General features: G+C 59.8%; 17 protein-coding genes and 1 pseudogene. 6 read left to right on the top strand and 12 right to left on the bottom strand.

Annotated features, from left to right (window positions below):
- Window positions 1–210, top strand: a pseudogene (locus AB0P14_RS16150) (lipoyl synthase); the annotation flags it as partial.
- Window positions 211–241: 31 nt separating this feature from the next.
- On the top strand, window positions 242–1,003 hold the full coding sequence (locus AB0P14_RS16145; protein WP_363844529.1) for a DUF4191 domain-containing protein: 762 nt from the start codon (window positions 242–244) through the stop codon (window positions 1,001–1,003).
- A gap of 265 nt (window positions 1,004–1,268) precedes the next feature.
- Here the strand turns inward: AB0P14_RS16145 and AB0P14_RS16140 are convergent, their stop codons facing one another.
- On the bottom strand, window positions 1,269–1,706 hold the full coding sequence (locus AB0P14_RS16140; RefSeq protein WP_363844526.1) for an RDD family protein: 438 nt from the start codon (window positions 1,704–1,706) through the stop codon (window positions 1,269–1,271).
- 178 nt (window positions 1,707–1,884) lie between these two features.
- Here AB0P14_RS16140 and glnA (AB0P14_RS16135) point away from each other — a divergent pair, with 178 nt between their 5' ends.
- Window positions 1,885–3,309, top strand: a complete 1,425-nt coding sequence (gene glnA, locus AB0P14_RS16135) for a type I glutamate--ammonia ligase (RefSeq protein WP_363844523.1) — start codon at window positions 1,885–1,887, stop codon at window positions 3,307–3,309.
- Between the two features lie 178 nt (window positions 3,310–3,487).
- Here glnA (AB0P14_RS16135) and AB0P14_RS16130 read toward each other — a convergent pair whose 3' ends face one another.
- From AB0P14_RS16130 to glnA (AB0P14_RS16105), 6 genes are all read right to left on the bottom strand, one after another.
- Window positions 3,488–3,673 (bottom strand): CsbD family protein, encoded by a 186-nt coding sequence (locus AB0P14_RS16130; protein ID WP_363844520.1) that lies wholly within the window; start codon window positions 3,671–3,673, stop codon window positions 3,488–3,490.
- Between the two features lie 109 nt (window positions 3,674–3,782).
- The gene (locus AB0P14_RS16125; RefSeq protein ID WP_363844541.1) at window positions 3,783–4,688 is read right to left on the bottom strand and encodes a glutaminase; all 906 of its coding nucleotides are present in this window, start codon (window positions 4,686–4,688) and stop codon (window positions 3,783–3,785) included.
- Between the two features lie 111 nt (window positions 4,689–4,799).
- Complete coding sequence (locus AB0P14_RS16120; RefSeq protein WP_363844517.1) at window positions 4,800–5,555, bottom strand: amino acid ABC transporter ATP-binding protein; 756 nt, start codon at window positions 5,553–5,555, stop codon at window positions 4,800–4,802.
- The gene (locus AB0P14_RS16115; RefSeq protein WP_363844514.1) at window positions 5,552–6,979 is read right to left on the bottom strand and encodes an amino acid ABC transporter substrate-binding protein/permease; all 1,428 of its coding nucleotides are present in this window, start codon (window positions 6,977–6,979) and stop codon (window positions 5,552–5,554) included. Before AB0P14_RS16115 ends, AB0P14_RS16120 begins: the two co-directional genes overlap by 4 nt.
- Before the next feature lie 253 nt (window positions 6,980–7,232).
- Complete coding sequence (locus AB0P14_RS16110; RefSeq protein WP_363844511.1) at window positions 7,233–10,382, bottom strand: bifunctional [glutamine synthetase] adenylyltransferase/[glutamine synthetase]-adenylyl-L-tyrosine phosphorylase; 3,150 nt, start codon at window positions 10,380–10,382, stop codon at window positions 7,233–7,235.
- A 9-nt stretch (window positions 10,383–10,391) separates the two neighbouring features.
- Window positions 10,392–11,738 carry a type I glutamate--ammonia ligase gene (gene glnA, locus AB0P14_RS16105; RefSeq protein ID WP_363844508.1) on the bottom strand — a complete coding sequence of 449 codons (1,347 nt, stop codon included), beginning with the start codon at window positions 11,736–11,738 and terminating at the stop codon, window positions 10,392–10,394.
- Window positions 11,739–11,896: 158 nt separating this feature from the next.
- Between glnA (AB0P14_RS16105) and panB the strand changes: the two genes are divergently transcribed.
- Entirely contained in the window at window positions 11,897–12,799 is a 903-nt protein-coding gene (gene panB / locus AB0P14_RS16100; protein WP_363844505.1) for a 3-methyl-2-oxobutanoate hydroxymethyltransferase, read from the top strand.
- Window positions 12,800–13,052: 253 nt separating this feature from the next.
- On the opposite strand, the gene AB0P14_RS16095 is transcribed toward panB, so the two are convergent.
- On the bottom strand, window positions 13,053–13,271 hold the full coding sequence (locus tag AB0P14_RS16095) for an SPOR domain-containing protein (protein ID WP_363844502.1): 219 nt from the start codon (window positions 13,269–13,271) through the stop codon (window positions 13,053–13,055).
- A 41-nt stretch (window positions 13,272–13,312) separates the two neighbouring features.
- On the opposite strand from AB0P14_RS16095, the gene map reads away from it, so the two are divergent.
- Window positions 13,313–14,191, top strand: coding sequence for a type I methionyl aminopeptidase (gene map, locus AB0P14_RS16090; protein ID WP_363844499.1), 879 nt, complete (start codon window positions 13,313–13,315; stop codon window positions 14,189–14,191).
- Between the two features lie 72 nt (window positions 14,192–14,263).
- Window positions 14,264–15,058, top strand: coding sequence for a polyphosphate--glucose phosphotransferase (gene ppgK, locus AB0P14_RS16085; protein ID WP_363844496.1), 795 nt, complete (start codon window positions 14,264–14,266; stop codon window positions 15,056–15,058).
- A gap of 128 nt (window positions 15,059–15,186) precedes the next feature.
- Here ppgK and nrdR read toward each other — a convergent pair whose 3' ends face one another.
- From nrdR to dnaE, 4 genes are all read right to left on the bottom strand, one after another.
- Window positions 15,187–15,669, bottom strand: coding sequence for a transcriptional regulator NrdR (gene nrdR, locus AB0P14_RS16080; protein WP_363844493.1), 483 nt, complete (start codon window positions 15,667–15,669; stop codon window positions 15,187–15,189).
- 104 nt (window positions 15,670–15,773) lie between these two features.
- Window positions 15,774–17,162, bottom strand: a complete 1,389-nt coding sequence (gene hisD, locus AB0P14_RS16075; protein ID WP_363844491.1) for a histidinol dehydrogenase — start codon at window positions 17,160–17,162, stop codon at window positions 15,774–15,776.
- 44 nt (window positions 17,163–17,206) lie between these two features.
- Complete coding sequence (locus AB0P14_RS16070; protein ID WP_363844488.1) at window positions 17,207–17,974, bottom strand: hypothetical protein; 768 nt, start codon at window positions 17,972–17,974, stop codon at window positions 17,207–17,209.
- A gap of 2 nt (window positions 17,975–17,976) precedes the next feature.
- Entirely contained in the window at window positions 17,977–21,543 is a 3,567-nt protein-coding gene (gene dnaE / locus AB0P14_RS16065) for a DNA polymerase III subunit alpha (protein WP_363844485.1), read from the bottom strand.
- Between the last annotated feature and the right edge of the window lie 52 nt (window positions 21,544–21,595).

Genomic DNA, 21,595 nt, shown 5'->3' with positions numbered 1-21,595 from the left:
GAACTCTCCCAAGAAGCAGAGGAGATCGGCTTCCTGGGTGTCATGTCCGGACCGTTGGTGCGTTCTTCGTACCGTGCCGGTCGTCTCTGGGCCACCGCCATGCGCAAGAAGGGCTTGGACATTCCCGAACACCTCGCCCACATCGCTGAAGGCATCGAAGATTCCGGCCACACCCGCCAAGAAGCCGCCTCCCTGCTAGCCGCACAATAATTCCGTCAGAACCCGCTAGAATTGAATCACTATGGCCAAAACAGACTCCGCATCCAGTAGCACCGACGACACCAAGCGCTCCTTGTTCTCGCGCAAGCCCAAGGCTGAGAAGCCGAAAAAGAACAAGAAGCCCAGCCGCGTCAAGCAAATGGTGGACATCTTTAAGATGACCCGTAAGCATGACCCGATGGTTACTTGGCTGATGATTGGCGCATTCTTGCTGCCCATCGCCATCGCCCTCGGCATCGGTCTCTGGTTGGATAACTGGATCACCGGCTTGCTGATCGGTATTCCTTTGGGCTTGCTGTGTGCGCTATTGATCATGTCTCGTCGGGCCGAGCGTGCTGCTTACTCCCAGATTGAGGGCAAGGCTGGTGCCGCCGGTGCCGCGCTGAGCTCGCTGAAGAAGGGCTGGATCTTTGACGAACAGCCCGCCTCCGTGAACCCACGCACACAGGACGTTGTCTTCCGCGCCATTGGCAAGCCCGGCATCGTGCTGGTCACCGAAGGCCCTACTAACAGGGTCAAGGGTCTGGTCGATGCAGAACGACGCCGGCTGAGCCGCATCCTGCCCAACGTCACCATCACGGTGCTCGAGAGCGGACGCGGTGAAGGTCAGGTTCCCATTGCCCAGATCACCAAGAAGATGGGCAAGCTCAAGAAGGAACTGACCAAGGTTGAGGTCAGCGCCGTCAACAAGCGCATCACCTCGATGGGCAACAAGCTGCCCATCCCCAAGGGCATCGATCCGTACAAGGCTCGTCCTGATCGCAAGGCCTCACGCGGACGGTAAGTCAGTGCACCTGTGAACTAGCAGTAAAACCAAGAAAGGGCCCGGCAGGATCAACTCCTGCCGGGCCCTTTCGTATCTGCCAAACCCAGCCATCACCATCGATCCGTGAGCTAAGGCTGTTTAGAACCTGCTAAGCAGCCTTAGCTCACGGATCGATGAAGTCAGCAGCGATGAAGTCAGGCGCGATGAAGTGATGAAGTGAAGTGCGGAGCCATGAAGGTAGCGTGTCGGTGAATGGAACAAAAGATCACGGTGACACGCCGAATCAGCGACGAATTAAAATTGACTTGATGGCCCGGTCGTGGAGTCCACGATGATCGGCGTCGACGATGATGACGGGGATCACCAAGCACACCAAGAGGGAGCGAATCACGCCGTCGAGCAAACTGGGCTGCCTGCCGTTGAGCTGGACCACCTCGATCCCCATGATTCGGTGACCCACACTGTAACCCAGCATGCCTACCAAGAGCATTTGTTCGATCGCAAAAATGGCCAAGATGGCGTTGGGATTGCCACCGAAGAAGGCCGCTGCGATCAGATATGACAGCCCCCAGTCGATGCAGATGGCAAGGATGCGCCGCCCCGCTCGGGCCATGGATCCGGGGCCCGATTCAGGCTGCCCCAAACGCTCGCCCGGGAATTTGGATATATTAGAAGTGTCCGGCCCACTGAGCCAAGAACCTATGTCTTTACGATCTACCACCCCTCCAGCCTACCGTTGCCGGGAAAAAGTCGGACATCGGACAACGCCAGACGGCTTGTAACATGCCGGAAACATTTCTGACACTGTTGAGTAATGGCGTGGTTCTAGGCTTATGCCAGTTAGACATGCAACGCGGTCGCATCAAGCCGGCCAAAACCCCCAGCGCCAAGGAGCGTAGATGTTCAAGAACGCCGAAGAAGTACTCCAGTTCATCAAAGATGAAGACGTCAAGTTCGTCGACATCCGATTCACCGACCTGCCAGGAGTCCAGCAGCACTTCAATGTCCCGGCCAAGACCGTCGACCTTGACTTCTTCGTCAACGGCCAGCTGTTCGATGGCTCCTCCATCCGCGGGTTCCAAGGCATCGCCGAGTCAGACATGCAGCTGATCCCGGATCCCAAGACGGCATTCGTCGACGCTTTCCGCAAGGAAAAGACCCTGGCGTTGAACTTCTCCATCGTCAACCCCCGCACCGGGGACCCCTACCACCGCGATCCTCGCGGCGTGGCCGAAAAGGCCGAGGCCTACTTGGCTTCCACCGGCATTGCCGACACCGCTTTCTTCGGTGCCGAGGCCGAATTCTTTGTCTTCGACAACATTCAGTACGAATCTTCCCCTCAGGGCTCCTTCTATAAGATCGACTCCGAAGAGGCCTACTGGAACACCGGGCGCAAGGAAGAAGGCGGCAACCTCGGCTACAAGACCCCTCAGAAGGGCGGCTACTTCCCCGTGGCCCCGATTGACCACCAGGCGGACCTGCGCGATGCCATGTGCCTTGAAATGGATGCAGTTGGCCTTGAGGTCGAGCGCTCCCACCACGAAGTTGGCGCAGCCGGTCAGGCCGAGATCAACTACAAGTTCAACACGCTCACACACGCGGCCGATGACATGCAGAAGTTCAAGTACGTCATCAAGAACACCGCTTGGGCTTGGGGTAAGTCCGTGACGTTCATGCCCAAGCCCGTCTTTGGTGACAATGGCTCAGGCATGCACTGCCACCAGTCGCTGTGGACCGGCGGAGACCCGCTGTTCTACGACGAGAAGGGCTACGCAGGACTCTCTGACATGGCCCGCTGGTACATTGGCGGTCTGCTCAAGCACGCCGACGCCGTCCTGGCTTTCACCAACCCGACGGTGAACTCCTACCGCCGCCTGGTCAAGGGCTTCGAAGCCCCCGTGAACATGGTCTACTCGCAGGGTAACCGCTCCGCCGGTATCCGCATCCCGATCACCGGTTCCAACCCAAAGGCCAAGCGCCTCGAGTTCCGCGCACCGGATCCCTCCTCCAACCCGTACCTGGCCTTCGCTGCCCAGCTGATGGCGGGCCTTGATGGCATCAAGAACCGGATCGAACCACCGGCACCGATCGACAAGGACCTGTACGAGCTGCCCCCGGAGGAAGCCAAGGACATCCCGAAAGCTCCGGAATCACTCGACGAGGCACTGATTGCCCTCGAAAACGACAACGAGTTCCTGCAGGCTGGCGGCGTCTTCACCCAGGACCTGATCGACACTTGGATCGAGTACAAGCGCGAGAACGAAATCAAGCCGCTGCAGCTGCGCCCGAACCCCTACGAGTTCGAGCTCTACTACGGCTGCTAGTCCCCAGGCGTCAGGTCTTGCTAATTCGCTGAAGCGATGTATCAGGATCTGGGGCGTGTGGGCCCAACGCGTCAGCGTGTGCCCACCATCTGGACAAGCCACTCTTTAACTTCTGCGGGGCCGGAACATTATGTTCCGGCCCCGCAGAAGTTAAACTCTGGTTCGCAAACTCATTGAGTTAGTTGCCGAAAACGTCCTTGGCAGCGTCCTTGACGTGCTCGCCGGCCTGCTTTGCCTTCGCAGCGGCCTGATCGGCTGCGCCCTCGGCCTGAAGCTTCTCGTTGTTCACAGCATCGCCAACGGCTTCCTTGGCCTTGCCAGTCATTTCCTGTGCCTTGTTGCTGATCTTATCTCCGAGTCCCATGAGGACCTCCTTCAATATGAATCCAACGGGTTACGTTTTTCACGCTACAAACATAAGCTGAGTGTTTCCTGAGAACCGCGACTACCGATGTACCACAAGCATCCATGCCCTAGAAGATGGACCAACCGGTCTTGGCAGTGAATTCATCCAGCGCCGCTATACCGGCCACGGAGTTACCGTTGGGACCCAGCGCCGGACCCCACACCGAGACAGAACAGCGGCCCGGGACGATGGCGACGATGCCACCACCTACACCGCTCTTACCCGGCAGACCCACCCGGTAGGCGAACTCCCCCGCAGCATCGTACGTACCGCAAGTGAGCATCACCGCGTTCACGCGCTTGCTCTGATTAGGACTCAAGAACGGTGACCCACCCGCTGCGACTCCGTGGCGGGCCAAGAAGAGCGAGGCTTTGGCCAGGTCCTCACAGCTCATCGCCAGGGCACATTGCTTGAAATAGCTCTCCAGCACCTCGTCAACAGGATTCTCGAGGTTCCCGTAGCTAGCCAAGAGATGCGCCATGGACGCGTTGCGATGACCGTGATCAGCCTCAGACTTTGCCACTTCCGCGTCAATATCAATGGTGGGGTTGCCAGACTCCAGACGCAGTAGACCACGAATGGAGGCTGCCGCGTCCCCCGTCAGTGTCAACAACCTGTCCGTAACCACCAGCGCACCGGCGTTGATGAACGGATTCCGGGGAATGCCACCGTCTGCCTCCAACTGCAGCATGGAGTTGAAGGGCGTTCCCGACGGTTCCCGGAAAACGCGCTTCCAGATTGAGTCGTAATCGTAAGACATGACCAAAGCAAGCGAGAATACCTTCGAAATACTCTGAATGGAAAACGACTTCTGCCAGTCCCCCGCCCCATAGACCTCACCGTCGGCCATGGCCACGCAAATGCCAAACTGTCTCGGGTCGACCTCACCCAAACTAGGAATGTACCCGGCCACTGAGCCCTGTCCGCTCAAGGGCGTCACATGCTCAACGATCTCATCCAGGATCCCCTGCATATCCTCCACCCGCGCTCCCAACTGTCGTGCCGCCGTCGTACTTCTGAGAAAAAATGTGCTCAAGGAAAAAGGGCGGCAGCTTCATAGCCGCCGCCCTTCCCACTGATAAAGCTAGAGAACCTTGGCGAGGAACTCTTGGAGTCGCGGCTGCTGCGCGTTGGTGAAGATGGCCTCCGGGGTGCCCTCTTCACAGATGTAGCCGGCGTCCATGAAGATCACACGGTCGGCTACCTCACGGGCGAAGCCCATCTCGTGCGTGACCACAACCATGGTCATGCCCTCGGCGGCGAGGTCGCGGATAACCTGCAACACCTCGCCCACCATCTCGGGGTCAAGGGCGCTGGTGGCCTCGTCAAAGAGCATGATGCCGGGGTTCATGGCCAGCGCGCGGGCAATGGCCACACGCTGCTTCTGACCACCCGAGAGCGACGCCGGACGGGCATCGGCCTTTTCCTCCAGGCCCACGCGCTTGAGCAGTTCCATACCCTTGGCTCGGGCACCAGCCTTGTCCAGTTTCTTCAGCTCAACCGGAGCCAACATGATGTTCTGGAGCACCGTCATGTGCGGGAACAAGTTGAAGTGCTGGAACACCATGCCAATGTTTTGGCGCACGGCGTTCAGATCCACCTTTGCATCGGTGAGGTCGAAGCCGTTGACGGTGACCGTTCCGGCGGTGATGTCCTCGAGCTTGTTCAGGCAGCGCAGGAACGTGGATTTACCCGAACCCGAGGGCCCAATGACACACACGACCTCGCCCTCGGCAACGTCCACGTCAAGGCCCTTGAGAACCTCATTGGAGCCGAAGGTTTTCTTCAGGTCGCGGACACTGATTTTCGCTTTTTTCACAGCTGCACTGGTTTCGCTCATTTGTTGAACTTCCTGTCAAGGACGTTGGAAAGCTGGGTCAAGATGGAGATCACGATGAAGTACAACGCCGCCACGATCAACAGTGTTTCACCCGTACGGAAGTTGGACGCGTAAATCTGCTGGCCTTGGTAGGTCAATTCCGCGAAGCCAATAACGGCCAGCAAGGAGGTGTCCTTCAAGGTGATGACGAACTGGTTGATGAACGACGGCGTCATGATCTTTACCGCTTGCGGCACCACTACACGGCGCATGGAGGTGACGTAGCTCAGGCCCAGGCTGCGGCTGGCTTCGAGCTGGCCGGTGTCCACGGACTGAATGCCGCCACGGACAATTTCAGTCATGTAGGCACCAGCGTTAAGGCTCAAGGTGATCACACCGGCGGTGAGGACGTCGAGGGGCTGACCCGTCATCTGCGGCAGACCGAAGTAGAAGAAGAACGCCTGAACCAGCAAGGGGGTGCCACGGAAGATGGCCACATAGGTGCTGGCAATCCCGCGTAGAAGCTTGTTTTCGGCGACCTTGAAGAAACCGAAGACGACGCCCAAGACAAGGGCGATAGCCAGTGAAAGGACGGTGGCGACCATGGTCAGCCAGAGGCCCTTCATGAGTGCGGGGAAGCTGTCCTTCACGAGCTGGAAGAAGCTTCCTTGCTCGACAGTTTCGGTCTTGGCTAGGTACTTATCCAGGATCGCGTCGTACTCGCCGTTGGCCTTGAGCTCAGCCAAACCGGTGTCAAAGGCGGCCAGCAGTTCTGCGTTCTGCCCCTTGTTGACGGCGAAGCCGTAGGAGCTACCCTGTTCCTTGTCGGTGACAATTTTCAGGCCGTTGTTCTGGCTCACGCCGTAGGCAAGCACCGGGTAGTCGTCAAACACAGCAACAGAGTTGCCAGCCTTGACGTCGTCGTACATGGTGGCCGAATCGGCAAGGGCCTTAACCGTGAAACCGTATTCCGCCTTGATGGAGTTGGCGAAGGTTTCGCCTTCACTGCCGCGCTTGGCGGTGACGGTCTTGCCCTTGAGGTCGGCGTAGGTCTTGATCTCTTGATCGTTCTTAGCCACGGCCATTTGTACGCCGGAGTCAAAGTACGGGGCGGAGAAATCGAAGATGTTCTTGCGCTCATCGGTGATGGACATACCAGCGATGACGCCTGCCACCTGGTTTGACTGCAGAGCCTGCAGTGCCGCGTCAAAGCCGAGTGACTTGATGTCCACTTCGAAGCCCTGGTTCTTGGCGATGGCCTGGATCAAGTCCATATCAATGCCAACGAGGTTTCCGCTGCTATCGCGGAATTCGAAGGGGGCAAAGGTGGTGTCCGTGGCAATCGCGAACTTCTTGCCGTTCACATCGGCGTGCTGAACTACGGAGTTCACGGAGGCCGGGCTTGGCACACTCAACGCTGAGGCGCCACCGATCCCGAACAACATGAACAAAACGGTAAAAAGGGCGGCGAGGGCGGCAAATTTGCCGCCACTGCGCCGCCGTAGGGGTGAAAGCCTGAGCATAGATTTCCCTCGCAACGGTGTCGCGCCCCTCGCGGGGCGTTTGAAGTACCTCTCGACGGTACAGCTTTTAGTTCAAGGATGCGAGATCAGTCACGATTGTGTATCAGTTCCAGCCGCAGAGCACCAATTCCAGATCACTCATTACGGCTCCAAGGCGGCTCCAGGGCGGCTCCAATTAGCCGTAATACAGCCGCTCAAAAACCGCTCGGGCCCTGCGCGTCAGGCCAAGATAGTCTTCCTCGAAGGCAGCAGCCTGGCCAGGTTCATAGCCGCACCATCTGGCCACCGCTTCCAAGTCATGCCGGGCAGACGGCAGTAGATCAGAATTCTTCCCCGTCCACATGACATTGGCGTTGCGGATTTTTCCAGCGAGGCGCCACGCGCCCTCCAAGACGGCTGCATCTTCATCCTCAACGAGCCCCAAGATGCGGGCTGCTTCCAGCGCTGGCAGTGTCTGAGTGGTCCTCAACGACTCGTGTTCATGGGCGTGTTGGAGTTGCCAGAACTGCACCAACCACTCGACGTCGCTGAGCCCACCCCGGCCCAACTTCACGTGCCGGGCAGGATCGGCTCCGCGGGGCAGCCGTTCACCTTCCATGCGAGCCTTAATCCGTTTGATCTCGCGCTGATCCTCTTCGGAAAGTCTGACCGGGTAGCGAACCGGATCTGCCATGGCCACGAAATCCTCGGCTAGCTTGTCAGAGCCGGCGAGGGGACGTGCTCGCAGCAGGGCCTGTGCCTCCCACGCCGAGGACCAGCGGCTGTAGTACTCGGTGTAAGCATCCAGCGAACGCACCAGAGGCCCGTTGCGGCCTTCGGGGCGCAAGTCCGCATCAATGCTCAGGACCCGTTCTGCCTGGATGGCTGGGCGGACCGGGGAGGTAAGCAGCGAGGTCAATTTCTGCACAATGGCCTTGGCCTGCTGATTCGCAGCATCCATGAGCTCATCTGCCAGGCCCGGTACGGGTTGGTGCACAAAGAGCACATCAGCATCGGAACCGTACCCAATCTCTCGCCCACCTTGGCGCCCCATGGCCACCACAAGCACGTTGGTGAGCGGTTGGGCGTCCGCGTAGACGGCTGTCTCAGCGATCATCAGCGCACCCAGGACCGCGGCCCGATCGGCGTCGCTGAGGGCCTCCGAGACTTGGTCTTGTTCCAGCAGGCCCGAACTGTCGGCAATGCCAATGCGCAGAATCTCACGCTGCCGCAGCAGACGCAGCAACCGAATCGCGTCACCGGAGTCACTATGGCGGCCCAATTTCGAGCGAATTTCCGTCCACTGAGCTTCAAAGCTCAACGGAACCAATTCCCGTGAGTTGCCCAACCAGGCAGTCGCCTCCGGGGAAACCTCTAACAAGTCACTGACCAACCGTGAACTTGAGAGCAGATGACACAGTCGTTCGGCTGCGGCTTGGTGGTCACGCAGCATGCCCAAGTACCAGTGGGAGGTGCCTAAAGCGTCACTGACGCGGCGGAAGGCGAGGAGTCCGGCGTCGGGGTCTACACCGTCAGCCAGCCAGCCGAGCAGGACAGGCAAGAGTTGGCGCTGCAGGGCAGCACGACGACTAACCCCCGCGGTGAGGGCTTCAATATGGCGCACGGCTCCAGCCGTATCCCGGTATCCGAGCGCGGCCAAACGCGCCCGGGCGGCGTCGGAGGTCAGAGCGGCATCCGCCGCGCTGAGATTAGCGGCCGTCGCCAGGATGGGGCGGTAGAAAATTTGTTCGTGCAGGGACCGTACAGATCGTTTGACCTTGCTCCAGTCGGCCTCGAGTGAATCGGCGCTGGGCCGCTTCATGCTCAAGGGCCCCTCCAAGGCTCTGGCGAGGGCTCGTAACTGCTCCGGCGCCGTTGGCATGGTGTGTGTGCGGCGCATCTGCACCAGCTGGATTCGGTGTTCAAGTACGCGCAAATACGTGTAGTGATTGAGTAGCAGCGCGGCATCGGTGCGGCCAATGTAGCCGGCCATGGTCAGCGCCTCGATCGCGTCCGTAGTGGCTCGCAACCGGACCGTGGGGTCAGTTTTCCCATGCACCAATTGCAAAAGCTGAACAGTAAATTCAACGTCACGCAGGCCGCCCTTGCCCAGTTTAATCTGGCGCTCGGCATCGGCGTCACGGATGCTCGCTGTCACGCGCCGGCGCATGGCCTGCACGGACTCTACAAAGCCGTCCCGTTCGGAGGAGTTCCAAATCAGAGGCTCCACAGCCTTCTCAAAATCCTGCCCCAGCGATCGATCCCCGGCAATGGCACGAGCCTTCAGCAGAGCCTGAAACTCCCAGCTTTGCGCCCATCGGTGATAGTAGGCCAAGTAGGAATCGAGCGTGCGCACCAGCTGACCATCTTTACCTTCGGGACGCAGATTGGCATCAACTTCCCACAGGCCAGGCTCCCTTTCGGGGGCATAGATGGTGCGAGAAATGGCTCCCGCCAAGGCATTGCCTATCCGAACAGCCTCGCCCTCATCCAAGCTGACGGCAGTGCTAGCGGCGGCCACTCTAGTGGCAGGGCCGCCGGCGGCACTTTCGGCACCTTCACCGGCGTCGGGCGCGTTCTGACTCTCAGGCAACGGCTCGGGCTCACTGTCCAGAGCCACCACGTACATGACGTCGACGTCGGAAATATAGTTCAGTTCCCGGGCCCCGCATTTACCCATCCCCAACACGGCTAGGCGCAACGCGGCAACTTTTTCCACCCCCATGCTCGCGCCAACTTCGCACCGAGCCACGGCCAGGGCGCCGTCAAGGGCGGCAGCGGCCAAATCGGCCAGCTCAGCACCGACCTGCGGCATCGCCGTCATGGGCGAGGGCGCAGCCAAGTCGCGTAACGCCAGCTCGCACAGATGCCTGCGGTATTGGGTGCGAAGCGCGATCCGCGCCTCGGTGCCGGTCACCGCCGCCACGGGACGGTTCGACGCCGGGTCCGCACCCACCGCGCGCAGCAGCGAGGCGCGCAGTTCCTCAGCTCCAGAGATTGCTGGACTGGACGCAGCCCCCGGATCCACGACCTCCAGATGCTCCGGGTGGCGCATCAAGAATTCTGCCAACGCCTCTGAGGCACCCAACAACCTAAACAGCGAATCGTTAGAGACCCGTGCACCCGTTTTTGGATCCGTTATCGCCAGCAGGCCCCGGCTGGCTGGAACTGCGCTCAGCAGGCGCACCAGCGATTGCAGGGCCATGTCCGGGTTGTCGGCAATGGCCAAGGCATCGAGCAACTCGGCTTGGTCCACGTCTGCAAGTTCGGTGAAACCTAGGAACCTCTCACAGGTTTCAAGGTCGGAGAAGCCACGGGAGATCAGGGTGCGCGTCAGGGAGCTCATAGCAGTTGGTTAGAGCACCCCCAGGTAGCGGTTGATTTCATAGGGTGTGACTTGGAGGCGGTATTCCTGCCACTCGGCGCGCTTGTTGCGGAGGAAGTTTTCAAATACCTGCTCGCCCAGGATCTCGGGCATGAACTCGGATTCTTCCATTTGACGCACGGCATCGTGGAGGCTGGAGGGTAGCGGATCGTGGCCCATCAGGCGGCGTTCTGCACTGGTCAGCGCGCTGATGTCCTCCACGGCTGCCGCGGGAAGTTCATAGCCTTCTTCAATGCCTTTGAGCCCGGCGCCGAGCAGCACCGCGTAGGCAAGGTACGGGTTGGCTGCCGAGTCGATGCCCCGGTATTCCAGCCGTGCGGCTTGGCCCTTACCCGGCTTGTACAGCGGCACCCGCATGAGAGCCGAGCGGTTGTTGTGACCCCAGGACACGTAGCTGGGGGCCTCTCCCCCACCCCAAAGGCGCTTGTAGGAGTTGACGAACTGGTTGGTCACGGCGGTGAATTCCGGCGCGTGCTTCAAGATTCCGGCCATGAACTGGCGGGCCGTTTGGGACAACTGGAATTCGGCGCTGGGATCGTAGAAAGCGTTCGTGTCGCCTTCAAAGAGGGAAAAGTGGGTGTGCATGCCGGAGCCGGGGTGGTCGGAGAACGGCTTCGGCATGAACGTGGCGTAGGTGCCCTGCTGGATGGCAACTTCCCGGATCACAGTGCGGAACGTCATGATGTTATCGGCAGTCTGCAACGCATCGGCGTAGCGCAGATCGATCTCATTCTGGCCGGGGCCGCCTTCGTGGTGGCTGAACTCGACGGAGATTCCCACGTCTTCGAGCATGGTGACGGCGGTGCGCCGGAAGTCCTGTGCCACACCTCCGGGCACGTGGTCAAAGTAGCCGGCATGGTCCACGGGGACGGGAATACCGTCAGGTCCGGGGCGGTCCGACTTCAACAGGTAGAACTCAATTTCGGGGTGCGTGTAGCACGTGAATCCCATGTCCGAGGCCTTGGCCAAAGTACGTTTGAGAACGTTGCGCGGATCCGCTGCGGAGGGTTCGCCGTCGGGCGTCAAAACGTCGCAGAACATCCTCGATGTCTGCTCCGACTTCCCATTCCCACGCCACGGCAAGATCTGAAAGGTGGAAGGGTCCGGCTGCGCCAGCATGTCCGACTCAAAGATTCGTGCCAAGCCCTCGATGGCTGAGCCGTCAAAGCCCAGGCCCTCTTCAAAGGCGCCCTCGACTTCAGCCGGGGCCAAGGCCACTGATTTCAGGCTGCCCACCACGTCAGTGAACCACAGGCGCACAAAGCGGACATCGCGCTCTTCAATGGTGCGCAGCACAAATTCCTGTTGACGGTTCATGTACGGGCCTCTTCCTATGACATCAACACCCCTGGCTCCATTTGAGGGCAGGCGGTGGACGGGATTGCGGCAGGTGTAGTGCCTGCAGAGTTCACTCTACTAACTAGTGTGGCGCGCTGTGCCCAACCCGCGCGTCGAATCGTAATAAGCTGGTGCCTATGTCACCCACAAGCAACCCTGACTCCCCCGTGTCCGCAGAGATCGCGGCCCCCTACGGTTCTGGCGCAGCTGCCCGGAGCGCAGCCATTGGCGGCGTTCCAGCCACTGCGGCCAAGGTCCGAACCCACCACCTGCTCGCGGCAAAACAGGCGGGCCAAAAATTCGCCATGTTGACTGCCTACGACCAGTACACGGCACAAATTTTTGATGAAGCCGGCATTGAAGTGCTGCTCGTGGGCGATTCCGCCTCCAACAATGTCCTGGGTAACGAGACGTCTCTGCCCATCACGCTCGATGAGATGATCATCTTCTCCCGCGCCGTGACGGCCGGTGCTAAGCGTGCTCTGGTCGTGGCGGATCTCCCCTTCGGAAGCTACGAACAATCCCCCGAACAGGCCATCGCTTCCTCGGTGCGGCTCATGAAGGAGGGCCTGGTGCACGCCGTGAAGATGGAGGGCGGCGCCTACTACGCACCCACGGTGCGCGCCCTGACCCAGGCCGGCGTTCCGGTCATGGCGCACATTGGTTTCACCCCGCAGAGTGAACACATGCTGGGCGGCTACCGGGTTCAGGGCCGGGGTGAGATGGCCCAGACCATGATTGACGACGCCGTTGCTCTCGTTGAGGCCGGCGCGTTCTGTGTGCTGATGGAGATGGTACCAGCCGACACGGCCGCCGCTGTGGAAGCCGCTGTTTCCGTGCCCACCATTGGTATTGGTGCAGGAAACTCCACCACGGGTCAGGTTTTGGTGTGGCAGGACATGGCTGGACTGCGCACCGGCAAAATGGCCAAGTTCGTCAAGCAGTACGCGCAAATGCGCACCATTTTGGCCGATGCAGCCCGTGAATATGGTGAGGAAGTCCGTTCCGGCGTCTTCCCGGGGCCAGAGCACACCTTCTAGGCGGTCTGCACTCACGGACTCGGGTTTATGCGCACGGCGCCGAGCTACAGGTACGTATAAACACACTCGACTTTAATTATGCGGAGCTGGATGCGGCCAGGTTGCGGTGGAATGAAAGTATCGCAAGCCGCCCGGGCGTGTCGTGCGCATAAGTAAAGTGGCCACGTGGGTCCACCCAACATGAGTCAAACGGGTCCTGCCGACAGTGGGCCCGGACTACACAGCGGTGCAGCCGCGAGCAACACGAGGTGAGCTATTCGTCGTCGTCCTCATCGAGCGCATCGGCAGCGGCGTTACGCTGCTGGACTTTCGCTAGGGCCTGCTGGGCTTCTTCGGCAGTTTCATAGGGACCGATCAGAGACTTCCAGCCGGACTGTGGGCCCTTCTCTACCGTGTGGGTTTCGACGTTGTACCAATATTCCGCCATGACGGCCTCCAGGTTTTGTGGGTCAACTGTTGCAACTGCTGCCATCATAGAACTTTTCGGCAGGCAAAAACTTATAGGATGGTGGCATGTCTTCAACAGCAACCTCAGCACCCATTGGCAAGTTGGTCCCTGGCACTATCAGTGGGCAGTTAGCCGTCCCCACCTCCATCCCCCGCCCCGAATACGTGGGCAAGGCCGGTCCGGCACCGTTCAAGGGCTCGGAAGTCAAGGACGCTGAAACGCTGGAAAAGATCCGCATCTCCAGCAAGATTGCCGCTCAGGCCATTGTAGAAGTCGGCAAGCACATTGTTCCCGGCGTAACTACCGATGCGTTGGACCGTGTGGGTCACGAATTTCTCTTGGACCACCAGGCCTACCCGTCCACACTGGGTTACCGCGGATTCCCGAAGTCATTGTGCTCCTCCATCAATGAAGTGATCTGCCACGGCATCCCGGACACCACGGTGGTGGAAGACGGCGACATCATCAACATTGACATCACCGCTTTCAAGAACGGCGTCCACGGTGACACGAACTGGACGTTCACGGTGGGCAATGTTGATGAGGAATCCCGGCTGCTGGTAGAACGCACTCAAGAATCACTTAACCGCGCCATCCGCGCCGTCGCACCAGGCCGTGAAATCAACGTCATTGGCCGCACCATCGCGTCCTACGCCAAGCGCTTTGGGTACGGGGTTGTGCGGGACTTTACCGGACACGGCGTGGGCGAGGCCTTCCACACCGGTCTGATTATTCCGCATTATGACGCGGCTCCGGCCTACAACACTGTGCTCGAAGAGGGAATGGTGTTTACTATCGAACCCATGCTCACCTTGGGAACCATCGACTGGGACATGTGGGCGGATGACTGGACTGTGGTCACGCGTGACCGTAAGCGCACCGCCCAGTTTGAACACACCATGGTTGTTACGCCCACGGGTGCAGAAGTTCTGACACTGCCGTAGCATTACCCGGTCACCATCTCTGCGCCAGCCGTGGCACTTGTACTCGAAAAATCAACTATCTTTGGAGCCTGCATGACTAAGAAGCACTCTTCCCGCACCACCGTCATTGGCATTGACATTGGCGGCACCGGCATCAAGGGCGGCATTGTCGACCTCGATACAGGTGAGGTTGTAGGTGACCGCTTCCGGATCCCGACCCCCAACCCGTCCACCCCGCAGGCGGTGGCCAAGGTAGTCAAGGAGATTGTTGATGAGCTCTCCGGACGCAAACACGCTCCCAGCAAGGACGCCCCGGTAGGCATCACGTTCCCGGCCATCGTTTCGCACGGAATCTCCCGTTCAGCAGCAAATGTGGACAAGTCCTGGATCGATGCCAATGTGGATGATATCTTCACCAAAGAATTGGGACGCGACGTCCAAGTCATGAACGACGCCGACGCTGCAGGCTTGGCTGAAGCCCGCTACGGCGCTGGCAAGGGCATCAAGGGCACCGTTCTGGTCATCACATTGGGCACCGGTATCGGTTCCGCGTTCATTTACAACGGCAAGCTCATCCCGAACGTGGAACTGGGCCATCTGGAGCTTGACGGCTTCGACGCCGAAACGAAGGCTTCGGCCAGCGCCCGTGAGCGTGACGACATCAGCTGGGACGAGTACGCCGTTCGTCTACAGCGCTACTTCTCCCATGTGGAGTTCTTGTTCTCCCCGGAACTGTTCATCATTGGTGGCGGCATCTCCAAGCGCAGCGAAGACTACTTGCCGCAGCTGGATCTGCGTACCAAGATCATCCCGGCCGAGCTGGCCAATAACGCCGGCATTGTGGGCGGCGCCTTGCAAGCCGCCGTGCACTTCAAACTGACGAAGTAGCCTCAGCACTGGCGAAGTAGCCTCGACTGGGTAGCTAGCGGCTCTGCAGCAGCTCCAAAACTATGGGTGTGTGCCCAATCTTCACGATTGGGCACACACCCATAGTTATTACGAAAAGACTATTAGCGCTATTGCTCGGTCGCGGCCGACTTCTCGGAAAGTTGCTGTTCTTCGCTGCGTAAGCTGGCAATGGACGCTTCAAAGTCTTCGAGTGATTCAAAGGCTTGATAAACACTGGCAAAGCGCAGATAGGCCACCAGATCCAGCCGGCGCAAGGGCGCCAGGATGGCCAAGCCGACGTCATTAGCGTCAATCTCAGCCGCACCGCTGGCACGGATTGACTCTTCCACTTCTTGAGCCAATTTGGCGAGGTCATCGTCGGTGACAGGCCGCCCCTGGCAGGCCTTGCGCACGCCACTGATGACCTTACTGCGGCTGAAGGGCTCTGCCACGCCGGAGCGTTTGCTCACGGAAAGACTGGCAGTTTCCATGGTGCTGAACCGCCGTCCGCACTCCGTGCATTGCCGCCGACGCCGAATGGAGGAGCCATCGTCGGACAGCCTGGAATCTACCACTCGGGAATCGGCATTACGGCAAAATGGACAATACATGCAACCCCCTTCAGGTCAGGATCATCTTCAGTCTAGTTTCTCGTCCGAACGAATTACAATCGTGTGATTACCACGGCGACAACCCCACTGTCTAGAGCAATTCCCTAGGGAAAGCGAATGGCTACCGCGTCGCCGTGAGCCGGCAGACCCTCAGCCTGTGACAGCGTGATGACGTGAGTGGCCACTTCGGCCAGCGCTTCCTTGTTGTAGTTGATCAGTTGCACAGCGCGCAAGAACGTGGTCACGTTCAACCCCGAGGAAAACGCCGCCGTGCCACTGGTGGGTAACACGTGATTGGAGCCAGCGCAGTAATCGCCCAAACTCACAGGGCTGTAGTCACCAACGAAGATCGCCCCGGCATTGGTGATTTGTGCGGCCACCTCTGCAGCATTTTCGGTGACCACTTCCAGGTGTTCGGCCGCGTAGGCGTTGCAGACCGCCACGCCCTGAGCCACGTCGTCCACGAGCACAATGCCCGACTGCACGCCAGCCAGCGCCGTTTCCACACGCTCGCGGTGGGCTGTGCGGGCCACTTGCGCTACCAATTCACGTTCGACGGCGTCCGCCAGCTCCGGCGATGTGGTCACCAACACCGAGGCGGCGTTGGGATCGTGTTCGGCCTGGCTGATGAGGTCAGCGGCAACAAACACAGGGTTGGCGGTGTGGTCGGCCAGGACGGCAATTTCTGTGGCGCCGGCTTCGGAGTCAATACCCACAACACCCTTGACCAAGCGCTTAGCTGTAGCTACAAAAATGTTGCCGGGGCCGGTGACAACATCAACCGGCTCTATGGGTTCTCCCCCGCCGCTGGCAGAACTGCCGGCAGCGACGCCGTAGGCGAAGGCGGCAATGGCCTGGGCCCCGCCCATGGCGTAGACCTCGTCAATGCCAAGCAGAGCAGCAGCAGCCAGGATGGTTTTATCCGGCAGGCCGTTATTGTTCTGCTGCGGAGGCGAGGCCAAGGCTACGGAAGGAACACCTGCGGCAAGTGCGGGAACAGTATTCATGATCACAGAGGAAGCGAGCGGGGCCAGACCACCGGGGACATACATGCCCACGCGCGTGACCGGCAGCCAGTGCTGGGAGACCACAGCGCCGTCGGCAATGGGGTAATCAACGTTGGCAGGCTTCTGCGCTTGAGCGAAAGCCTTGGCGCGGGCGATGGATTCTTCCAAAGCGGCACGCACTGCCGGATCCAGCTCAGCCAGCGCCTGCGCCAGTGCCGCAGCGGGGACACGGGGATGTTCCTGGCTCACGCCGTCGAACTTCAGGGCCAACGCGGCCAGAGCCGCATGACCGTCCCGGCGAACATCGGCAATGATAGCCTTCACGGCCGCCTCGGCGGTGGTCACGGTTGCTGCTGCGGTTCGGGGAACGGCACTTTTCAGCTCGGCCAGGCTCAAGATACGCCCGCGCAGATCGACGCGGCGCAGGCTCACGGCAGCTTCGCTGTTGGTGGCGGTGGTGGACGCTGAAGTTTCAAGATTGCTCACAACAATGAAGTTTACCTGTTGGTTAGCCGGTGGGTGCGCCGTGACTACCGGACTTCCACCTGCTGGACGCCATCCTCAACGACGCCGGACTGCTGGAGATCAGGCCCAGGCTCCGCGGAGTCATCGAGCGAGCCGGCAAAGTAGTAGCCGATGAAGTGAACCACGAACAGCACGGCAGCACTAGCCAAGGGCCACAGCAAAAGTACTGACGGTGAGCGAAGCGAGAAAATCATGCTGGGGCTGGGTAGATTCGTAGGCACCGTTAGGAAGAGGTCCCCGGCGAAAACACCGACCCGCCAAGCGAGCACCGATCCGGCAAGCCCTCCGACGAGCAGAGCCAGGGTCGGTGTTGCCGAAGCCCAGACACGCCGATCCTTGCGGGCTTGGAGCAGCAGCAAAACCGCCGAAAGCACCCCGGCAACGAGCAGCAGCACCGCAAGTGTGGCGTCGCGCGGGAACCACGTGGCAAAGTCCTTACCCTCACCGTAGATGGCCCCGCCCGGGGCCAGCACAAACCAAGCGGCACCCATGATGGCGCCCAGCGTCAGGGTTACCCCAAGCCACTTCCGCCAGGTGGCAGCAGTGGCCGCGTATTTAGCTCCTGTGCCCGTGCCCGCGCCTGTTCCTGTGCCTGTGCCTGTGCCTGTGCCTGAAGCCTTGGGTGTCCGGCTACGCCGATCGGCACGCCGCCCCGAAGGTGCAGCTGTAGACGCCGAGGCTAGGACGGCCGGAACCGGAGGCGCCAGGGTTTTTGGCGCCGGCACCGAATCGTTGTTCGTGCTTGCTGCCGCAGCAGTGGCGGGTTCAGTCATTCTCAGCCTTCCAAGCAGTTGGGGCCTAGCAGCACCTTGAGATCACCGAAGAGCGATGGTGTGGGATTGACCCGGTGATGCAGTGGCAACTTCATAACCTTCATGGAACGGGTGCCGGCTAGGTGCATCTTCACTTCGGTGTTGCCCCGGTGATCGTTGAGAACTGATTTCAGCGCCTCGAGGACCTGTTCGTTGGCCTTATGCTCCGGCATGGAAATGACCAGCGGACCGGACATGCCTTCGGTGAGATCCGGGACAGTCATTTCCATGGCGTTCAAGGTGATGGCGCCGTCGTCGCGCTTTTGTAGACGTCCCTTCACCACCACAATCAAATCCTCCGCCAACACATTGGCGATGGGGCCGTAGGTCTGGCCGAAGAACATGACTTCCACCGAGCCACCCAGATCCTCGATCTCGCAGCGGGCGTAGGGATTGCCGCTGCTCTTGGCGATGCGGCGCTGGAGGTTGGTGATCATGCCGGAAATGGTCATGATGTGCCCGTCCTGGGGACCGTCATCGCCCAAGAGCGCGGTGATGGACATGTCCGCGTTCTGGCTCAGAATCCCTTCCAACCCGCGCAGCGGGTGGTCAGAGACGTAGAGCCCCAGCATGTCGCGCTCAAACGCCAGCTTGTCCTTCTTTTCCCATTCGGGCAGATCCGGGATATCGGTAATAAGCGCAGATTCGGGCTCTTCTTCCCCACCTAATCCGGCGAAGAGGTCAAATTGGCCCACGGCCTCATTGCGTTTGATGCCGATGACCGAGTCAACGGCTTCTTCATGAATCATGGCCAGGGCACGTCGGGCGTGGCCCAGCGTGTCGAAGGCACCGGCTTTAATGAGGGATTCAATGGTGCGCTTATTGCACACCACTGCGGGGACCTTCATGAGGAAATCGGAGAAGCTTTCAAAGTTTCCCTTTTCCTTACGCGATTCCACCAAACCGTTGACTACGTTGGCACCGACGTTGCGGATGGCGCCCATGCCGAAGCGGATGTCTTTGCCGATCGGGGTGAAGTTCAAAGCGGATTCATTGACGTCGGGGGCGAGAACCGTGATGCCCATGCGGCGGCACTCATTGAGGTATAGCGCCAACTTGTCCTTGTCATCGCCCACGCTGGTCAGCAGAGCAGCCATGTATTCGGCCGGGTGGTGCGCCTTCAGATAAGCGGTCCAGTAGCTGATGACGCCATAGGCCGCCGAGTGGGCCTTGTTGAAGGCGTAGTCAGAGAAGGGCAGCAAAATGGCCCACAGGGTGGTGACAGCGGCATCCGAGTAACCGTTGTCGATCATGCCCTGATGGAAGCCTTCATACTGCTTGTCCAGCTCAGACTTTTTCTTCTTACCCATGGCACGGCGCAAAATATCGGCCCGGCCCAGCGAGTAGCCGGCCAGCTTCTGTGCGATGGACATGACCTGCTCCTGATACACGATCAACCCGTAGGTGCCGCCCAGAATGTCAGCGAGCGGTTCCTCCAACTCAGGGTGAATCGGGGTGATCGGCTGCAGACCGTTCTTGCGCAAAGCGTAGTTCGTGTGCGAATCGGCGCCCATGGGGCCGGGTCGGTACAGGGCCAGCACAGCGGAAATATCTTCAAAGTTATCCGGGCGCATGAGCTTGAGCAGCCCGCGCATGGGGCCGCCGTCGAGCTGGAAAACACCCAGCGTGTCACCGCGGGCCATGAGCTCGTAGGAGGGTGCGTCGTCGAGCTCCAAGCCTTCAAGGTCAAGGTCAAAGCCCTTGTTGGCCTTGATGTTCTCCAGAGCGTCGGTGATGATGGTGAGGTTTCGCAACCCCAGGAAGTCCATCTTGATCAACCCCAGGCCCTCAGCGGTGGGGTAATCGAACTGGGTGATCACCTGGCCATCTTGGATACGGCGCATGATCGGGATGACATCGATGATCGGATCCGAGCTCATGATCACACCGGCGGCATGGACACCCCACTGGCGTTTGAGCCCTTCCAAGCCCTTGGAGAGCTCGAACACCTTGGCAGCTTCGGGATCGGTGTTGATCAGGTTGCGGAAGTCCCCCGCTTCGCCGTAGCGCTTGGCTTTGGGGTTTTCAATGTCGTTGAGGAGAATATCTTTGGCCATGACGGCCGGCGGCAGCGCCTTGGTCAGCATTTCACCCATGCTGAAGGGGTGCCCCAGCACGCGTGAGGAGTCCTTCAAGGCCTGCTTGGTCTTGATCGAGCCGTAGGTGACGATCATGGCGACGCGTTCGTCACCGTATTTTTCGGTCACATATTTGATGACCTCATGGCGGCGCCTATCATCGAAGTCCACGTCGAAGTCAGGCATGGAGACACGTTCAGGGTTGAGGAAACGCTCAAAGATCAGCCCGTGACGCAGCGGGTCAAGGTCGGTGATGCGCATGGCGTACGCCACCATGGAGCCGGCACCGGAACCACGGCCCGGGCCCACCCGGATACCTTGGGCCTTGGACCAGTTGATGAAGTCGGCCACCACGAGGAAGTAGCCGGGGAAGCCCATGCGAATAATGACGTCCAGCTCGTAGTCAGCCTGTTTACGAACGTCGTCGGGGATGCCACTCGGGTAGCGGTAGCGCAGGCCGGCGTCCACCTCCTTGACCAGCCAGGATGTTTCATCCTCACCCGGCGGGCAGGGGAACTTGGGCATGTAGTTGGCGTCGGTGTTGAAGGACACCTCGCAACGTTCGGCAATCAACAGCGTGTTATCGCACGCCTCCGGCAGCTCCGAGAAGAGCGAACGCATCTCCGCAGCCGATTTCAGGTAGTAACCGCTACCGCTGAAGGCAAAGCGCTTCCCGCCCTCATCGTAAGTGGGCTCGGTTAAGGTGGAGGCAGATTGCAGAGCCAGCAGCGCCTCGTGAGCCTTGGCATCGTGCTCGTGCGTGTAGTGCAAATCATTGGTGGCGACGAGGGGAATCTGCAATTCCTTCGCCAGACGCAGCAGGTCCTTGGTGACCCGGCGTTCAATATCGAGCCCATGATCCATGAGCTCGCAGAAGTAGTTTTCCTTGCCGAAAATGTCCTGGAATTCAGCGGCGGCAGCCTTAGCCTCGTTGTACTGGCCCAAGCGCAAGCGTGTTTGTACCTCACCGGAGGGGCAGCCCGTGGTCGCAATGAGGCCGGGGTGGTACTGGTTGAGCAGTTCCCGGTCCAGGCGCGGGTACTTGCCCATGGGCGAATCCAGTGAACCAATCGAGGAGGCCCGGAACAAGTTCCGCATGCCCTCATTGTTGTAGCTGAGCAGCGTCATGTGCGTGTAGAAACCACCGCCGGAGACGTCGTCCTTCCTTTGCGACTCCTCGGTACGCCACTTAACCCTGGACTTATCCGTGCGGGCCGTTCCCGGGGTGACGTAAGCTTCCACACCAATAATGGGCTTGATGCCGGCGTCGGTGGCCTTTTTCCAAAAGTCGAAAGCGCCAAACAAGTAACCGTGGTCCGTGGTGGCAAGAGCAGGCATTTGCAGCCGCTTGGCCTCGTCAAAGAGTTCGGTCAGGCGCGCTGCACCGTCCAGCATGGAGTATTCGGTATGCGTATGAAGATGAACAAAACTGTCAGTCGATGAGCTAGCCACCCATCTATTCTACGGTGCTTAAAGCTCGACGGCGGGAGGTCGACTCTCAGAG

The organism is Specibacter sp. NPDC078709 (genome assembly GCF_040686795.1).
In the GTDB taxonomy this organism is placed as follows: domain Bacteria; phylum Actinomycetota; class Actinomycetes; order Actinomycetales; family Micrococcaceae; genus Specibacter.
This window is presented reverse-complemented; position numbering and strand designations above follow the sequence as displayed.